This window comes from Janthinobacterium svalbardense (assembly GCF_002327145.1).
GTDB lineage: Bacteria > Pseudomonadota > Gammaproteobacteria > Burkholderiales > Burkholderiaceae_D > Janthinobacterium > Janthinobacterium tructae.
The window spans coordinates 4,127,402-4,141,696 of the sequence record NZ_CP023422.1; the positions used below are offsets into that span (position 1 = coordinate 4,127,402).

11 protein-coding genes are annotated in these 14,295 nt (G+C 62.0%); 2 read left to right on the forward strand and 9 right to left on the reverse strand.

Going from position 1 to position 14,295, the window contains the following annotated elements; genetic code table 11:
- Positions 1–15 precede the first annotated feature (15 nt).
- Together CNX70_RS18240 and CNX70_RS18245 are read left to right on the forward strand one after the other, a co-directional pair.
- Positions 16–4,515: a PAS domain-containing protein gene (locus CNX70_RS18240; RefSeq protein ID WP_157751112.1), complete on the forward strand. Its 4,500-nt coding sequence runs from the start codon at positions 16–18 to the stop codon at positions 4,513–4,515.
- On the forward strand, positions 4,512–5,435 hold the full coding sequence (locus tag CNX70_RS18245; RefSeq protein ID WP_096235898.1) for a diguanylate cyclase domain-containing protein: 924 nt from the start codon (positions 4,512–4,514) through the stop codon (positions 5,433–5,435). The genes CNX70_RS18240 and CNX70_RS18245 overlap by 4 nt, the downstream gene beginning before the upstream one ends.
- 363 nt (positions 5,436–5,798) lie before the next feature.
- Here the strand turns inward: CNX70_RS18245 and CNX70_RS18250 are convergent, their stop codons facing one another.
- The 9 genes from CNX70_RS18250 to gstA all read right to left on the reverse strand — a co-directional run bounded on the left by CNX70_RS18250 (position 5,799) and on the right by gstA (position 14,282).
- Positions 5,799–7,007 carry a PDDEXK-like family protein gene (locus CNX70_RS18250; RefSeq protein WP_096235900.1) on the reverse strand — a complete coding sequence of 403 codons (1,209 nt, stop codon included), beginning with the start codon at positions 7,005–7,007 and terminating at the stop codon, positions 5,799–5,801.
- A gap of 300 nt (positions 7,008–7,307) precedes the next feature.
- Positions 7,308–7,763, reverse strand: coding sequence for a MaoC family dehydratase (locus CNX70_RS18255; protein WP_096235902.1), 456 nt, complete (start codon positions 7,761–7,763; stop codon positions 7,308–7,310).
- Complete coding sequence (locus CNX70_RS18260) at positions 7,756–8,244, reverse strand: MaoC family dehydratase (RefSeq protein WP_096235904.1); 489 nt, start codon at positions 8,242–8,244, stop codon at positions 7,756–7,758. Before CNX70_RS18260 ends, CNX70_RS18255 begins: the two co-directional genes overlap by 8 nt.
- Positions 8,241–9,386, reverse strand: coding sequence for an acyl-CoA dehydrogenase family protein (locus CNX70_RS18265; RefSeq protein ID WP_096235906.1), 1,146 nt, complete (start codon positions 9,384–9,386; stop codon positions 8,241–8,243). The genes CNX70_RS18260 and CNX70_RS18265 overlap by 4 nt, the downstream gene beginning before the upstream one ends.
- Positions 9,387–9,402: 16 nt before the next feature.
- A complete protein-coding gene (locus CNX70_RS18270) occupies positions 9,403–10,593 on the reverse strand; it encodes an acyl-CoA dehydrogenase family protein (protein WP_096235908.1) in 1,191 nt (396 codons plus the stop codon).
- Between the two features lie 239 nt (positions 10,594–10,832).
- A complete protein-coding gene (locus CNX70_RS18275; protein WP_096235910.1) occupies positions 10,833–11,222 on the reverse strand; it encodes a hypothetical protein in 390 nt (129 codons plus the stop codon).
- A gap of 174 nt (positions 11,223–11,396) precedes the next feature.
- Positions 11,397–11,612, reverse strand: a complete 216-nt coding sequence (locus CNX70_RS28285) for a hypothetical protein (RefSeq protein ID WP_157751114.1) — start codon at positions 11,610–11,612, stop codon at positions 11,397–11,399.
- 212 nt (positions 11,613–11,824) lie between these two features.
- The gene (locus CNX70_RS18280) at positions 11,825–13,414 is read right to left on the reverse strand and encodes an aspartate:alanine exchanger family transporter (protein ID WP_071076735.1); all 1,590 of its coding nucleotides are present in this window, start codon (positions 13,412–13,414) and stop codon (positions 11,825–11,827) included.
- A 241-nt stretch (positions 13,415–13,655) separates the two neighbouring features.
- Entirely contained in the window at positions 13,656–14,282 is a 627-nt protein-coding gene (gene gstA, locus CNX70_RS18285) for a glutathione transferase GstA (protein ID WP_096235912.1), read from the reverse strand.
- Positions 14,283–14,295 lie beyond the last annotated feature (13 nt).

Here is a 14,295-nt window from a genome sequence, read left to right on the forward strand (position 1 = left end):
AGAATTTCATGGCTGGTGCTCGCCTGGGTCATGCCGACGGCGCTCGTGTTTCTGCTGCTCGTGGCGCAAAGCTACACGCGCGAACGCGAGCATGTCGTCAGCGAAACGGCGCAGGCGGCGCGGGCAGTCGCCGCCGCCGTCGAACGCGACATGAACGGCGCCCAGATGGCCGCGCGCATCCTCGCCGCCTCGCCCGCCCTGCAAGCGGACGACATCGGCGCCCTGCGCATCCTGGCCGACAGCCTGTTGCAGCCAGGCATGGCCGTCAGCGCCTTCATCGTCTCCGACGCCAGGGGACGCCAGCTGATCAATACTGCCCTGCCCGCCAGCCAGGCACCACCTCCCTTGCCGCAAAAATGGGCCGCCAGCATGGAACGCACGCGCGAGTACGGCAAGCCGCGGCTGACCAGCCTGCTCATGGCGCCGGACGAGGTGCCGCGGCTGGCGCTGAACCTGCCCTTGCCGCGTGCCCAGGGTGCCGCCCATGTATTGATCGCGCTGTACCCGCCCGACTACCTGCCCTTGCTGCTGCGCGAACTGCACCTGCCTGCCTACCTGGGTGCGGCCATCATCAATGCCGACGGCATCAACGTGGCGCGCACCCTGGCGCCGCAGCGCTACGTGGGCCAGCGCAGTGTGGCGCCCCTGCTGGAACAGATACGCCAGGCGCGCGAAGGCGTGCTGCGCCATGCCACCCTGGAAAACCTGGACGTCTACACGGGCTTTCGCCGCGCTCCCGACGACAGCTGGACGGTGACCGTCACCATGCGCACCAGCACGGTGGCCGAAGCGCTGCTGGGCTCGGTAGTCACGGGTTCCGTCATCCTGGCCCTGCTGCTGGGTGCCGGCTTTGCCCTGGCCTGGCGCGTGGGAAGCCGCCTGGCCCACACCCTGCAGGAACTGACCTTGCAGATCCACGCGCTGGCGCAGGGAAAAGCCTTGCTCTCGAACAAACACGCGGACCGCGAATCGGCCGACATGGCCAGTGCCTTGGGCGCGCTGGAACGCGACCTGCGGCGCCACCGCACGCAGCTCGAGAGCCTGGTGGCCGAACGCACCTTGGCCCTGGAAAAATCCACGCGCCTGCTGGAAACCGTGTACGCGACGGCACCCATCGGCATGCTGTTCGTGGGCCTGGACTTGCGCATCGTCATGATCAACCACTACCTGGCCGCCATCCACGGCGCCAGCGTGACGCAGCATCTGGGCCGTCCCGTGGGCGCCATGCTGTGCGACGACGCCGTGCGCGCAGACGTGGAGCGCTGCGTGCGCCAGGTGCTGCAGACGGGCATGCCCATCGTCGACATCGAATTGAAAGGCCACAGCGGGCAGCAGCGCGAACAGCTGAGTCACTGGATCGTCTCGTATCACCCGATTTTCGGTCCCGAGCAGCAATTGCTGGGCGTGTCGGGCCTGTGGCTGGACATTACCGAGCGCAAGCGCAGCGAAGCGGAATTCCGCCGCTCGAAACATCTGTTCGGCACCATCATCGAAAACATCCCGGCCATGGTCTTCGTCAAGCGCGCCGACAAGCTGAGCTTTGAAATGGTCAACCGCCACGCGGAACTGACGCTGGGACGCTCGCGCGAGCAATTGCTGGGCAAGACCGACCACGACTTCTTCCCGCCGCAGCAGGCTGCCGCCTTCGTCAGCGCCGACCGCAAGTTGCTGGCCACGGGGCAGATGGTGGAAATCGAACAGGAAGCGATCAATACGGCCGACGGCACCACGCGCTACTTCACCACGCGCAAGGTGGTCTTGCGCGACGATGCGGGACGCGCCAGCCACGTGCTGGGGGTCTCGATCGATATCACGGAACGCAAGCGCGCCACCGAGGTGCTGCATGCCACCACCTTGCGCCTGGAACAGAACGAGCGCTTCATCCGCACCGTCACCGACAACCTGCCCGGCATGGTGTCGTACTGGGGCGCCGATCTGCGTTGTCGCTTCGCAAATAAATTCTATAACGAATGGTTTGGCCGCAGCAGCGCCGAACTGGCCGGCATCCACATGCGCGAATTGCTGGGGCAGGAACTGTTCGACGTGTATGCACACCATGTCGAAGGCGTGCTGGCGGGCCGGCCGCAAAGCTTCGAGCGCGACCTGCTCGATCCCACGGGCCAGGTGTGCCATACGTGGACCAACTACATCCCCGATGTCGACGACAGCGGCGGCGTGCGCGGCTTCTTCGTGATGGCCTCGGACGTATCCGAACTCAAGCGCACGGAATTGCGCCTGCACGAACTCAACGAGCAGATGCTACGCGCACGCGACAAGGCCGAGGCGGCCAGCACGGCGAAGAGCGAATTCGTCGCCAACATGAGCCATGAAATCCGCACGCCGATGAACGCCATCATCGGCCTGGCACGCCTGCTGGAAGAGTCGCCGCTGGAACGGCGCGAGCGCAGCTATGTCGGCAAGATCCAGATGGCGACCCAGTCGCTGCTCAATATCGTCAACGACGTGCTGGACTTTTCCAAGATCGAGGCGGGACAGATGGTGCTGGAACAGCGTCGCTTCCAGCTCGATCGCCTGCTGGGCAGCGTCAGCGTGCTGCTGGCCAACAGCGCCTGGGCGCGCGGCGTGGAGCCCGTCTTCGTGCTCGACCCCGGCGTGCCGGAAGAACTGATCGGCGACGCCCTGCGCGTGGAACAGATCCTCCTCAACCTGGTGGGCAACGCCGTCAAATTCACCGCGCATGGCGAAGTGGTGTTGTCCATCGGCATGGTGGCCGAGGATGCGGCCAGCGCCACGCTGGAGTTTTCCGTGCGCGACACGGGTATCGGCATAGCCGCGGCCGAACAGGAACGCATCTTCGAGGCGTTTTCCCAGGGCGACAGCGGTACCAGCCGCAAATACGGCGGCACGGGCCTGGGGCTGGCCATCTGCCGGCGCATGGTGGAATTGATGGGGGGCAAACTCAGCGTGACAAGCGCGCTGGGCCAGGGTTCCGACTTCCGCTTCAGCTGCCGCTTCGGGAAGGTGGCGCCGCCACCCGAGCCGCCCGGCAAGAGTACACCCAGGGCCCTGTCGCTGCTGATCATCGACGACAATGCCAGCGTGCGCGCCATGCTGGAAGACTGGTGCGCGGCGCAGGGCTGGCACAGCCGCAGCGCCGACAGCGGCGCGGCCGGCCTGGCGCTACTGCGCGCCAGCGCCAGCGGCCTGGACGGCTTGCCGCCGGCCGCTCACGTGGATATTGTGCTGCTCGACGCGGCCATGCCCGGCATGGATGGCATTTCCATGCTCACCGAGGCACGCACCGACGAACACCTGGTGCTGCCGCCCGTGATCATGCTGGTGGCCGACCAGGACAGCGAAAACCTCGAACGCCTGGCCGACAGCCTGATGCTGGCCGGCATCGTTTCGAAACCGGCCACGCCGGCGCGCCTGCTGGCGGCCGTGACGGCCGTGCGGGATGGACGCAATGGCCGCAGCGCCCCGTCCGCGCAGCCCGTGTCCACTCCCCTGTCGGGCTTGCTGGAAGGCATGCGCGTGCTGCTGGTGGAAGACAATGAAATCAACCAGGAAGTGGCGCAGTACATCTTGCTGCACTCGGGTGCGCAGGTGGCCATGGCCGCTAACGGCCAGCTGGCCGTCGACTTGCTCACCAACACGCCGCACGCCTGGGACGTGGTGCTGATGGATTTGCAGATGCCCGTCATGAATGGCTATGACGCCACGCTGGCCATCCGCGCGCTGGGCTTGCCGGACTTGCCCATCATCGCCATGACGGCCAATGCCATGCACGAGGACCGCCTGCGCGCCATCGCCAGCGGCATGAATGCGCACGTGGCCAAGCCCATCGATGTCGACGAAATGATCGAGACCCTGATCCGGCTGGTGCCGGCGCCCTTGGGTGGCGGCGACAACGCCGTGCAGGCAGGCAACGCCGTCGCGGAAACGCCGGACCTGCCGGCCACGGTGCCCGGCATCGACCTGGCAGCGGCCCTGCAGCGCTTCGGCGGCGACTACGGCGCCTTCCTGGCCCTGCTCAAGCGCTTTGAGAATTCGCAAGGCGATGCAGTCGAGGAAACCCGGCGCCTGCTGGCCGCTGGCCAGACGCAGCAGGCGGCCCAGTTGCTGCACCGCGTCTGCGGCGTGGCGGCCAACCTGGGCGCCACGCACGTCGCCCGCCTGGCCGCCGAGGCGGAAAAGGCGCTGAAAACGGGGCCATCGCACGCCACGGCCGCCTTGCTGGGGCAGCTGGAACTGGCGATGGCCGAAGTCATCAAAGCGACGCGGGCCCTGCCCTCGCCCCTGCGGCGCGGCCAGCCGCCAGTTGCCGCGCACGGCAGCGCGCCACTCGACGTGCGCGCCGGCCTGGCCGAACTGCTTGTATTGATCCGCAACAATAACCTGAAGGCGCTGGCGCACTTCCACGCCCTGCAGCCCGCCCTGCAACAGTCAGACCGGGAAGCGGCGCTGGCGATGGCAAACGCGATCGAGACCTTGAATTTTTCCGAAGCGGAAAAACTCGTGCTCGATCAGCTGAAACGAGAGGAAAACAAGTGAGCTGGACCAACCTTGCCATGAACGGGCGCATCCTCATCGTCGATGACGCCATGGAAAACATCCAGATCCTGCACCAGTTGCTGCGCGAGGAACACGAGGTGCTGTTCGCCCTGAGCGGTGTAAAGGCGCTGGAAATTGCGCAGAATCAACTGCCGGACCTGATCCTGCTCGACGCCGTCATGCCCGGCATGGATGGCTATGCCGTGTGCAGCGCCTTACGCGAATCTGCCCTCCTCTGCGCCATTCCCGTCATCTTCGTCACGGCCCTGAACCAGCCCGAAGACGAAACAAGGGCGCTGGAAGCGGGTGCCGTCGATTTCATCACAAAGCCGTTCAACGCAGCCGTCGTGCGGGCCCGCGTGCGCAGCCAGCTGACCATCAAGCGCCAGGCTGACGCCATGCGCGAACTGTCGCTGACGGACTCGCTGACGGGCGTGGCCAACCGGCGCAGCTTCAACGAAACCATGGACAGCGAGTGGCGGCGCTGCGCACGCGACGGCGTGCCGATGGCCCTCATCATGGCCGATATCGACCACTTCAAGGACTACAACGATACGTATGGCCACCAGGCGGGCGACCTGTGCCTGCAGCAGGTGAGCGCCGCCCTGCGCCGCTGCGCCGTGCGCCCGCCCGACCTGCTGGCGCGCTATGGCGGCGAGGAATTCATCATCCTGCTGCCGCAGGAAACGCGCGACGGCGCCCAAGTGGTGGCCCAGCGCATCCTCGAGGAAGTGCGCGCCCTGGAAATTGCCCACGCCAGGTCCAGTGTCGGCCCGCACGTCACCGTCAGCCTGGGCATGGCCAGCGTCATGCCGACCGAAGGCATGGACCCCAGCACCCTGATCCGCGCCGCCGACGCCCTGCTGTACCGCGCCAAGCAGTCGGGGCGGGACAGGTATTGCGCGTCGGAGGGGGAGTGATCAGGCAGGCTATCGGCTCTTTGCAGGCGGGGCGTTGGAGCGCTTGCCGCCGGATGGCCGTCCCGTTGTACTCGGCCAGCCGCCCGCATTGCCCGGACCGGGACCTCTGCCCGTAGCGCTGCCGCCCTTGGCGGCCTCCTTGCCAGCGCCACGGCTTCCACTGCTTGCGTTGCTAGACATCATCCACTCCTTCGCCGGAAAGCGCCGACGCGCCACCAGCGTACACCTGACGCACGCACAAAAGCGCACGATTGTCTGCATGCGCGCCGCCGGCCACGACACTGTGCAGTCAAATGAGCTCTCCCGCCAGACGCGGGTTTCGTATCGCCGTCGCGTGCCATGGTTACTGCGCAGGTATGAGCTTTACTTACTATTCACGAACACACGCCAAAGCTCGATAACATCTTCCGCACAGGTGCTGGCGAACTCGCGACGTTTTTTTTCATCACATAACATTGCCAACGTCGTTTCATCCGGGTCCTGGAGATTATATTGCCCAGGAGACCAGCGCCAGAATGGAGCGCCGGCATTATGTTGTCCATGAATATCTGCATCAGCAAGCATTTTTTTTGCCTGTTCATACCCTGCTGGCTGCTGCAGACCATCGCAAATTACGGCGGAATAGAGGCTCGATTCAATTTCAATTCCTATCGAAACCAACGGAAATTCAGGCGGCGAAAAATACAAACCATAATGTTTATTGTTGCGCGCACCGGGTCGATAAAAGTTATTAATCAGTGATTTCCGCTCAGCCAACACATTCAACGAAGCCGTTGTCGGGTATTCAGTAATTTGAGCATCGATATCACTCAATGCGGCCTCGATATCAGTCCACAGCCTGTCTTGTAATTCCACCAGACCATGCGTATAGGCTGAACGGACATCTCGCGCCAAACGCATATTTTCACCAATGAGCAATGTTTCAACGAGTCCGTTCATATATGTCTCTTCTTGATCACTTCCGGTTAAGCTATTGATGACTGCCAGGTATTGCGAAATACTTTCTCTGACAGGGATATCCCGTGTCGCCATACGCTCGCCACTTTCCAACCATCCACGTATGTGTTTGGCGTAGCTGATGCACTGGTAGCCATTATCTGGAAGTTCCTTATCCAAGCCGGACAAGCTATCTTCTGCTGGAGCATGACCATCAATCGTAAGATAACGCACAAAAACAGGGGAAAATTTCCGCGCCAAAAGCTCGTCATGATAGCGACGTAGTTGTTTTTCTTGGTCGCCCGCAAATATTTTATTTTCAATCAATACAGCCTGACGATCCGCATTGGTGATCAGCAGATCGATTCCCATATGTTCGACCTGGACCCTCAGTCCAAGAAGGGAAAAGCTGTCCGGCCCGGCGATCGGCACTTCAATTTCCCGTAGAAAATTAATCAACAATTCATGCCCTAAAACATGATTTTCAGGATCGAGCAAAGCACCAATAAAGCGTGAATGGAGTCGCACTTCATCCCCGGCGCCGCGGAGAGCTAAAAAAAGGTTAAAGCGTGGGGTTTTCGGTACGCTGCGGCGCAATAACGCCACAAGCAGCAAGAGGTCGGTATGTTTTTGCATTAAATTCTTATTTTTTGATCGACTGACATATGGAAACCAGCAAATTAAGCGTGAAATACTCCCCTTAAATATGGCCACGCTCGCATCACGTGGCAAAATTTTCCTCAATCATCAAAACAATTTTTTTATCAACCAAATATTATCGTGAGAAATGTCTGATATCCCATTTCTACAAAAAGGAACTTCGCCACCACTACCATGGCTCCGTTAGAAAGCCAGCCTTCGACGTTGAACATTGAAGGCTGGCTTTGGAGATAGCGCACATTGTCGACCATCGACCTCTGCACCTGCCAGCAATTGTTATGGATAGCAGCGCATCAGGAACTCCGCCACGCACACGGGTTTCGTGTCGCCTTCCCGCTCCATGGTGACGGCCCAGTTCACTTGCGCGCCTTCCGGCAGGTCGTCTACGGAGAGGATGTCGAGTCGCGCGCGCAGGCGGCTGCCGACGGGCACGGGCGCGGGAAAGCGCACCTTGTTCAGGCCGTAGTTGATGGCCATGCGGATGCCGGCCATATTCAAAGCGCCCTGCAGCATGGCGGGCAGCAAGGACAGTGTGAGAAAGCCGTGCGCCACGGTGCAGCCATATGGCGACTCGCGCGCGCAGCGCTCGGCGTCCACATGAATCCACTGGTGGTCGTCCGTGGCATCGGCGAAGGTGTCGATGCGCTGCTGGGTGATGGTGAGCCAGTCGGAGACGGCCACGTGCTGACCCTCCAGCGCCTGAAAACCGGCGATGCCGGCGATATCACGCATGCTTTTCTCCTGCCGGACGGCGGCCGAACATGCCCATGCCTTCGACGGTGGTCACCACCTCGCCATGCTGGTTGCGCACGCTCCACACGGAAATGACGATGCCGCGGTCTGGCTTCGACGTGGATGGCCGCACTTCCTTGACCTGGTAGGTCAGCTGCAGGGTATCGCCGGCGCGCACGGGTTTGAGCCAGCGGATGCTGTCCAGGCCGGGCGAGCCCATGCTGGACGAGTGCTTGAGCAGGTTGTCCACCACCAGGCGCATCATCATGCCGCAGGTATGCCAGCCGCTGGCGATGACGCCCTTGAAGATGGTTTTCTCCGCAGCGGCATGGTCAACGTGAAACGGCTGCGGGTCGAAATCCGTGGCGAAGGCGATGATTTCCTTCTCCGTCACGTGGCGCTGGCCCAGGTCGATTTCCAGGCCCTGCGTAAAGTCTTCGAAATACCAATGCTTGGGTTTAATTTCCGTCAATGCGGTCATGCGGTCTCCGTCGGCAAAAAGCCCGGCTGGGCGATAAAGCGCTCGATATGGTGCTCCACGTCGCCCAGGGTCAGGGCGATCATGCTCAAACGCTTGAAATGGTGGGCGGCGGGCAATTCGTCCGTCACACCCACGCCGCCATGCAATTGCACGGCTTGCTGGCCGACAAATGTGGCCGCCAGTCCCACGCGTGCCTTGGCGGCAGAGACCGTGCGGCGGCGCTCAGACGCATCCGCGCTGTCGACCTTGGCGGCGGCCAGCATGGCCATCGAACGGGCCTGCTCCAGGTGAATGAACATGTCGGCCATGCGGTGCTGCAAGGCCTGGAACTTGCCGATTGGGGCGCCGAACTGCTGGCGCGTCTTCAAGTAGTCGAGCGTGGCGGCAAAGATGGCATCCATGGCGCCCACGGCTTCCGCGCACAGCAGCGCGGCGCCATAGTCGAGCGCGGCGTCGAGCACGGGCCAGCCCTGCCCCGCCTGGCCCACCAGCGCGTCATGCCCCAGCACCACTTGCACCAGAGTCACGGTGGCGGCGCGCTGGCCGTCGATGGTGCGGTAGTCGCGCACGGAAACGCCGGGCGCGTCAACGGGCACGAGGAATAGCGAAATGCCATCCGTGTCATCCTGGCTGCCACTGCTGCGCGCCGAGACGATCAACGCACCCGCCTGCGCGCCATGGATGACGACGGTTTTCTCGCCATCGAGCACGAAACCGTCGCCGCTGGCGATGGCCGTGGTGGCGATAGCGTGCATGTCGTGGCGCGACTGGCGCTCGCCCAGTGCGCAAGCGAGCTTCAGGCTGCCGCTGGCCACCTGTTCCAGCACGCCATCGTGGCCGCCCGCCAACGTGAGGAACCGCGCGCCCAGCACGGTGGCGAAATACGGTTCGACCACCAGGCCACGGCCCAGTTCCTGCATCACCAGCAGCATGTCGACGGCCGTGCCGTCGAAGCCGCCCGCGCCGGCCGGCAGCGGCAAGGCCGTCATGCCCAGCTCGGCCAGGGTGGCCCAGGCCGCGTCGGACGTGCCCGTGGCCGAGTGGACGATCTGCTTGCGCGTATCAAATGGGTAATCCTTGTCGACCCAGCGCCTGAGCGCGTCGGCAAATTGCTGCTGTTCCTGATTAAAATGGAAGTCCATGTCGTCTCCTTCTGGCTTACAGGCCCAGGATCATCTGCGTGATGATGTTTTTCTGGATTTCATTCGAGCCGCCATAGATCGATGTCTTGCGGTAGTTGAAGTAATACGCGGCCAGCGGCGCGGCCAGGTCGTCGCCGCCACTGCTGTGCGGCTCGCTGCCGTCAAGAAATGCCGGGTCGAAGGGCAAGGCTTGCGGGCCGATGGCTTCCACCATCAGTTCCGTCAGTTGCTGCTGCAGCTCCGAGCCGCGCACCTTCAGCATCGAGGCCTGCGGTCCCGGCCCCTTGCCTTCGTCGCTGATGACGCGCAAGACCGTCATTTCCAGCGCCATCAATTCGATTTCCAGGGTAGCGACCTTGGCGGCAAAGGCGGGATCGTGCAACAGCGGCGCACCGCGCTTGCTTTGCTGCATGGCCAGCTGCTTGAGGAAAGTCAGCTCGCGCTTCGAGCGTCCCACGGCGGCGATGCCCGTGCGCTCGTGGCCCAGCAGATACTTGGCGTAAGTCCAGCCCTTGTTTTCCTGGCCGACCAAGTTGCTGACAGGCACGCGCACGTTGTCAAAAAAGACTTCGTTCACTTCATGTTCTTCATCTAGCATGATGATGGGGCGCACGGTGATGCCCGGCGTTTTCATGTCGATTAGCAAGAAACTGATGCCTTCCTGCTTGCGCACCGTGCTATCCGTGCGCACCAGGCAAAAAATCATGTCGGCGTGCTGGCCCAGCGTGGTCCAGGTTTTCTGGCCATTCACGATGTAATGCTCGCCGTCGCGCTCGGCCGTGGTTTTCAGGGAAGCCAGGTCGGACCCGGCACCGGGCTCGGAATATCCCTGGCACCACCAGTCGTCGCAGTTCAAAATGCGCGGTAAATAATATGCTTTTTGCTCCGCGTTAGCGAAAGCCATGATGACGGGCGCCACCATGTTGACGCCGAAGGGCAGGATGGGCGGCGTGGCGGCACGCGCGCACTCATCTTCCCAGATGTGGCGCTGCACGGACGTCCAGCCCGTGCCGCCATGTTCGACGGGCCAGGCCGGCGCGGCCCAACCTTGCTGCGCGACAATCTTGTGCCAGCGCACGTAATCATCCTTGGCCAGACGCAAATGCTGGCGCACCTTGCGCTGCAAGTCCGCCGGCAGATGGGTGTCGAGGAAGGCGCGCACCGTGTCGCGGAAAGCCGTCTCCTCGGCCGTGTAATGCAGGTCCATGTCTGTCTCCTTGTTCTTATCGGTTGCCGTGATGAGTGCACGCAAGGAAGCTCAGCGCACAAAAAAGCACGACCGTTCTCAAGGATTGTACAACAGATTGGGAATGGCGCCAGCGGTTTTACATGGGCTGGCGCGAAGAGGAAAATTTGACTGGAATTGGCCAGCCGCCGCAGACGGCGACCAGTGAGCGCATGCCTGACTGTAATGGCAGACACAGCCGCCATAGCTTCGCGACACAGTCAGGAATGCATATCCCAGAGTGAAGGAATAGGCCAAAACGGCATGTACTCATGCCAACCCACGAAGAATGAGAAGACTGCGTGGATTGCCGGCGACGAAGCAAAGGCCAGCAACACATACCAAGCGAACTCGCTGCGATGCATGCGGAACGCCAGCGGAGGAAGCACAAGTGTTGCGGCGGCCGGGACGCCATAGTAGACCGGCCATGGCAACCCGGTGGTCGCACCGAACTTGGCAAAACACATGCCGACAACTACGACGACGAAAGCAATGCCGCAAGTGAGGCCAGCGGTAGGCATAACCGGTCTGGCGCGCAAGGTCCAGCGCAGGATGCCGATGAATACGAGCAATGAAACCACAATGAAGATGAAGAAACGCGTCGGTGGCAAGTTTATTCCTTCAAATAGGTGTTCATTACAGCCCGCTTTTGGCCGATAGTCGAAGTTCTCAGGAGCCTCGCCCACGCGTGTCGGTATTTACTGGCGGTTAACTGGCCTTATTGTCGATCGATGGCCGAAAAAATCATGGCAAACATGGGTATTGCGGGAATATTCTCTCGCAGCCTACGGATGATCTTGAATGCACTTTACGCCCTCGGCGACGTGCTCCGCCCAACCGGTTTTATGCGTTGCAAACCATGCCTCAATTTGTGGCTTTGTAGCACCACAATCCAAGGCAATTTTTTCAATTTCTTCCGGACTCTTCTCGGGCGGAGATTCGCTACATCCGGAAATGAAAGATACCAAAATAACAGTACCCAGCCATAAATTATTGCTCATCAATTTCCTTCCTGCTTCAGTAGCACCACCACAGTAGATCCACCAGCGCGGTCATCAGTTTGAGCGGCTCCGGCAGGATGCAGCCCCAGAGCTTAACGAATTACCAATAAGAAAAATTCACACATTGTCACTTCGATGCGAATATCTGCTGTTGGCCTATTGCATTGAAAGACGCGGGTAAGCTGAAGTTCAGATAGAAATCCAGGCCAGAATCACCCATACAAATGCAGCAGCACCTGCACGGCGACGATCTTGACGATGGTCATGCTGGGGAAAATCATGGCGTAGCCCAGGTTCGGGCGGTCCGACTTGGCCAGGCGGTTGGCGAATACCAGCACGGCCGGGTTGCCGGTGGCGCCGGCCGCGATGCCGAGCAGTTCAGGAAACGGCAGGCGCAGGAAGATCTTGCCCAGAATCACCACCAATGCCACCACCACCAGCACTGTCACGGCACCGAGCACCAGCATGGGCAAGCCATCGGCACCCACCTGCTGCACGAACGGCAAACCGGAGGCCATGCCGACGGAGGCGAGGAAAATCGTCAAGCCATAGTTGCGCATGACCAGGTTGGCTGACAGCGGCAAGCGCCAGCTGATCTTGCCGACACGGCCCAGGCGCCCCAGGATCAGCGCCATCACCAGCGGTCCGCCCGCCAAACCCAGGCTGAACGAGCCTATCCACGGCAACGGGATCGGCACCAGGCCCAGCAGCACACCCAGCACCATGCCCATGCCCAGCGAGACATAGCTGAACTCGGCCGTGGCCGTGATGGAATTGCCGAACAGCTTGCGCACGTCGGCCGCGTGTTTCGCTGGCGCAATGGCCATCACCCTGTCGCCGAATTCCAGCGTCAGGAACGGGTGCGGCAAGATCATGGCGTCGCCACGGCGGATGAACGCGATCTGCAGGGGGAAGTCTTTTGCCAGGTTCAGCTCACCCAGGGGCACGCCGACGATTTCCGCGTCCGACACGAACACTTCCGTGCCGTCGAACGCGCTGCGGTCCTTCATCAAGCGGCCCGGATCCAGGTGGCCCAGCGCCGTGCGCGCCGCTTCCACGCCCGCCACCGTGCCCGACACCATCAGCGCGTCGCCCACACCGAGCACCAGGCCCGGATCGGGCAAGCGGTTCTGGTGGCCCTGGCGCACGCCGATCACTTGCACGCCCGCCAGCGGGCCATCGGCCAGTTCGGACAGGGCCGCGCCCGCCAATTTCGCTTCGTCGATGGTAATTTCCGACACGACGATGGGCGCGGGCGGCGGCGTCAGCACGGGTTTCAGTATGCGCCCGGCCAGGTACAGGCCTAGCATGGGGCCGACCACGCCGAACGGATACGCGACGGCATAGCCGACGGCCGCATCGCCATTGCCGTGCGACGCTTCCAGCGCCGCCTGCAAGGCCGCTGTGCTGGTCATGGCACCGGCAAACACGCCGCTGGCCATGCGCAGCGAGATATCGATCCACTGCCCGCCCCAGACGGACACGGCCAGGCCGCCCATGACGGCGGCAAAGGCGATCAGATTGTGTTTCTGCCCCGCGCCGCGCAAGCCGGCGAAAAATTGCACGCCATACTGCACGCCTATGCCATACAGAAACAACAGCAAGCCGATGGAGCCGACCATCGGCGGCGGTACGGCCCCGGGAGCAAAGGCGCCCAGCGCCAGCCCCGCGAACAGCACGCCACCCACGCCCAGCGAAAAGCCGAACACGCTGATGCGCCCCAGCGCATAACCGGCGCCGATGACGAGAAACAGGGCGAGGATCGGTGTGGACTCCAGCGTGTGGCGAAATAATTGAAGCATCAAACAACCTTGATCTGGAGAAAGCCCAGTTTAGCATGCACAAAAGCAACACGATGACCATGATGACAAGCAAGCGTGCGCACGTTGATGCGGTCAAAAACGCACAAAAAAAAGCCCGCTACGGGAGCGGGCTGAATCTAATTCCTGTGAGGAAGTAGAGGAGACAGGTGCAATGATGCCGCGTTGCAGCATATAAGTCTAATTGTATGTTGTGATGATAGAAATATGCTTTATCAATATCTCACGCCCGTTGCCGCGATGCTTCCCTGTGAATGGCTTCGCGCACGGCCGGTCTGGCGCCTATGCTTGCCAGCAACGCCCTCACCTGCGGGAAAGCGTCCAGGTCGACTCTGGCAACATCCGACCAGCTGAGGATGGTGTACAGATAGGCATCGGCCACGGTAAAAGTGTCACCCAGCAGGTATGGCCCGCCGCTGGCCAAGTGCCGCTCCACATGGTCGAGCCGGGCGGCGATGCGCGAGCGGGCCACGTCCTGCGCCTGGGTGCCGTATTCCGGGTGGAACAGCCAGGGACTAAAGGCCTTGTGCAGCTCGGTGGCGATAAACCCCAGCCACGCTTGCAGCCGCACGCGCGCCAATGAGCCCGGCGGCGGCGCCAGGCCGCTGTCCGGCGCCAGGTCGGCCAGGTACTGCACGATGGCCGTGCCTTCCAGCAAGATAGTGCCATCGTCCAGCGCCAGTGCGGGCACATACAGGTTCGGGTTCACCTGCGCGTAATCGGCGCCCGTTTCCGTGACGCGTGGAATCTTGCGGATATCGACTCTTTCCAGCTCCAGCGCGATGCCCGCCTCGATGGCCACGATGTGCGGCGACAGGGAGCACGTTCCCGTTGCGTAATACAGTTTCATGCTGCACTCCTCG

Bases quoted from the DNA above. Each gene is read 5' to 3' on its own strand.
- CNX70_RS18260 (WP_096235904.1), bottom strand. From the start codon at position 8,244: ATGACCGCATTGACGGAAATTAAACCCAAGCATTGGTATTTCGAAGAC.
- CNX70_RS18255 (WP_096235902.1), bottom strand. From the start codon at position 7,763: ATGCGTGATATCGCCGGCATCGCCGGTTTTCAGGCGCTGGAGGGTCAG.
- CNX70_RS18280 (WP_071076735.1), bottom strand. From the start codon at position 13,414: ATGCTTCAATTATTTCGCCACACGCTGGAGTCCACACCGATCCTCGCC.
- CNX70_RS18270 (WP_096235908.1), bottom strand. From the start codon at position 10,593: ATGGACCTGCATTACACGGCCGAGGAGACGGCTTTCCGCGACACGGTG.
- CNX70_RS18250 (WP_096235900.1), bottom strand. From the start codon at position 7,007: ATGCAAAAACATACCGACCTCTTGCTGCTTGTGGCGTTATTGCGCCGC.
- CNX70_RS28285 (WP_157751114.1), bottom strand. From the start codon at position 11,612: ATGAGCAATAATTTATGGCTGGGTACTGTTATTTTGGTATCTTTCATT.
- CNX70_RS18265 (WP_096235906.1), bottom strand. From the start codon at position 9,386: ATGGACTTCCATTTTAATCAGGAACAGCAGCAATTTGCCGACGCGCTC.
- gstA (WP_096235912.1), bottom strand. From the start codon at position 14,282: ATGAAACTGTATTACGCAACGGGAACGTGCTCCCTGTCGCCGCACATC.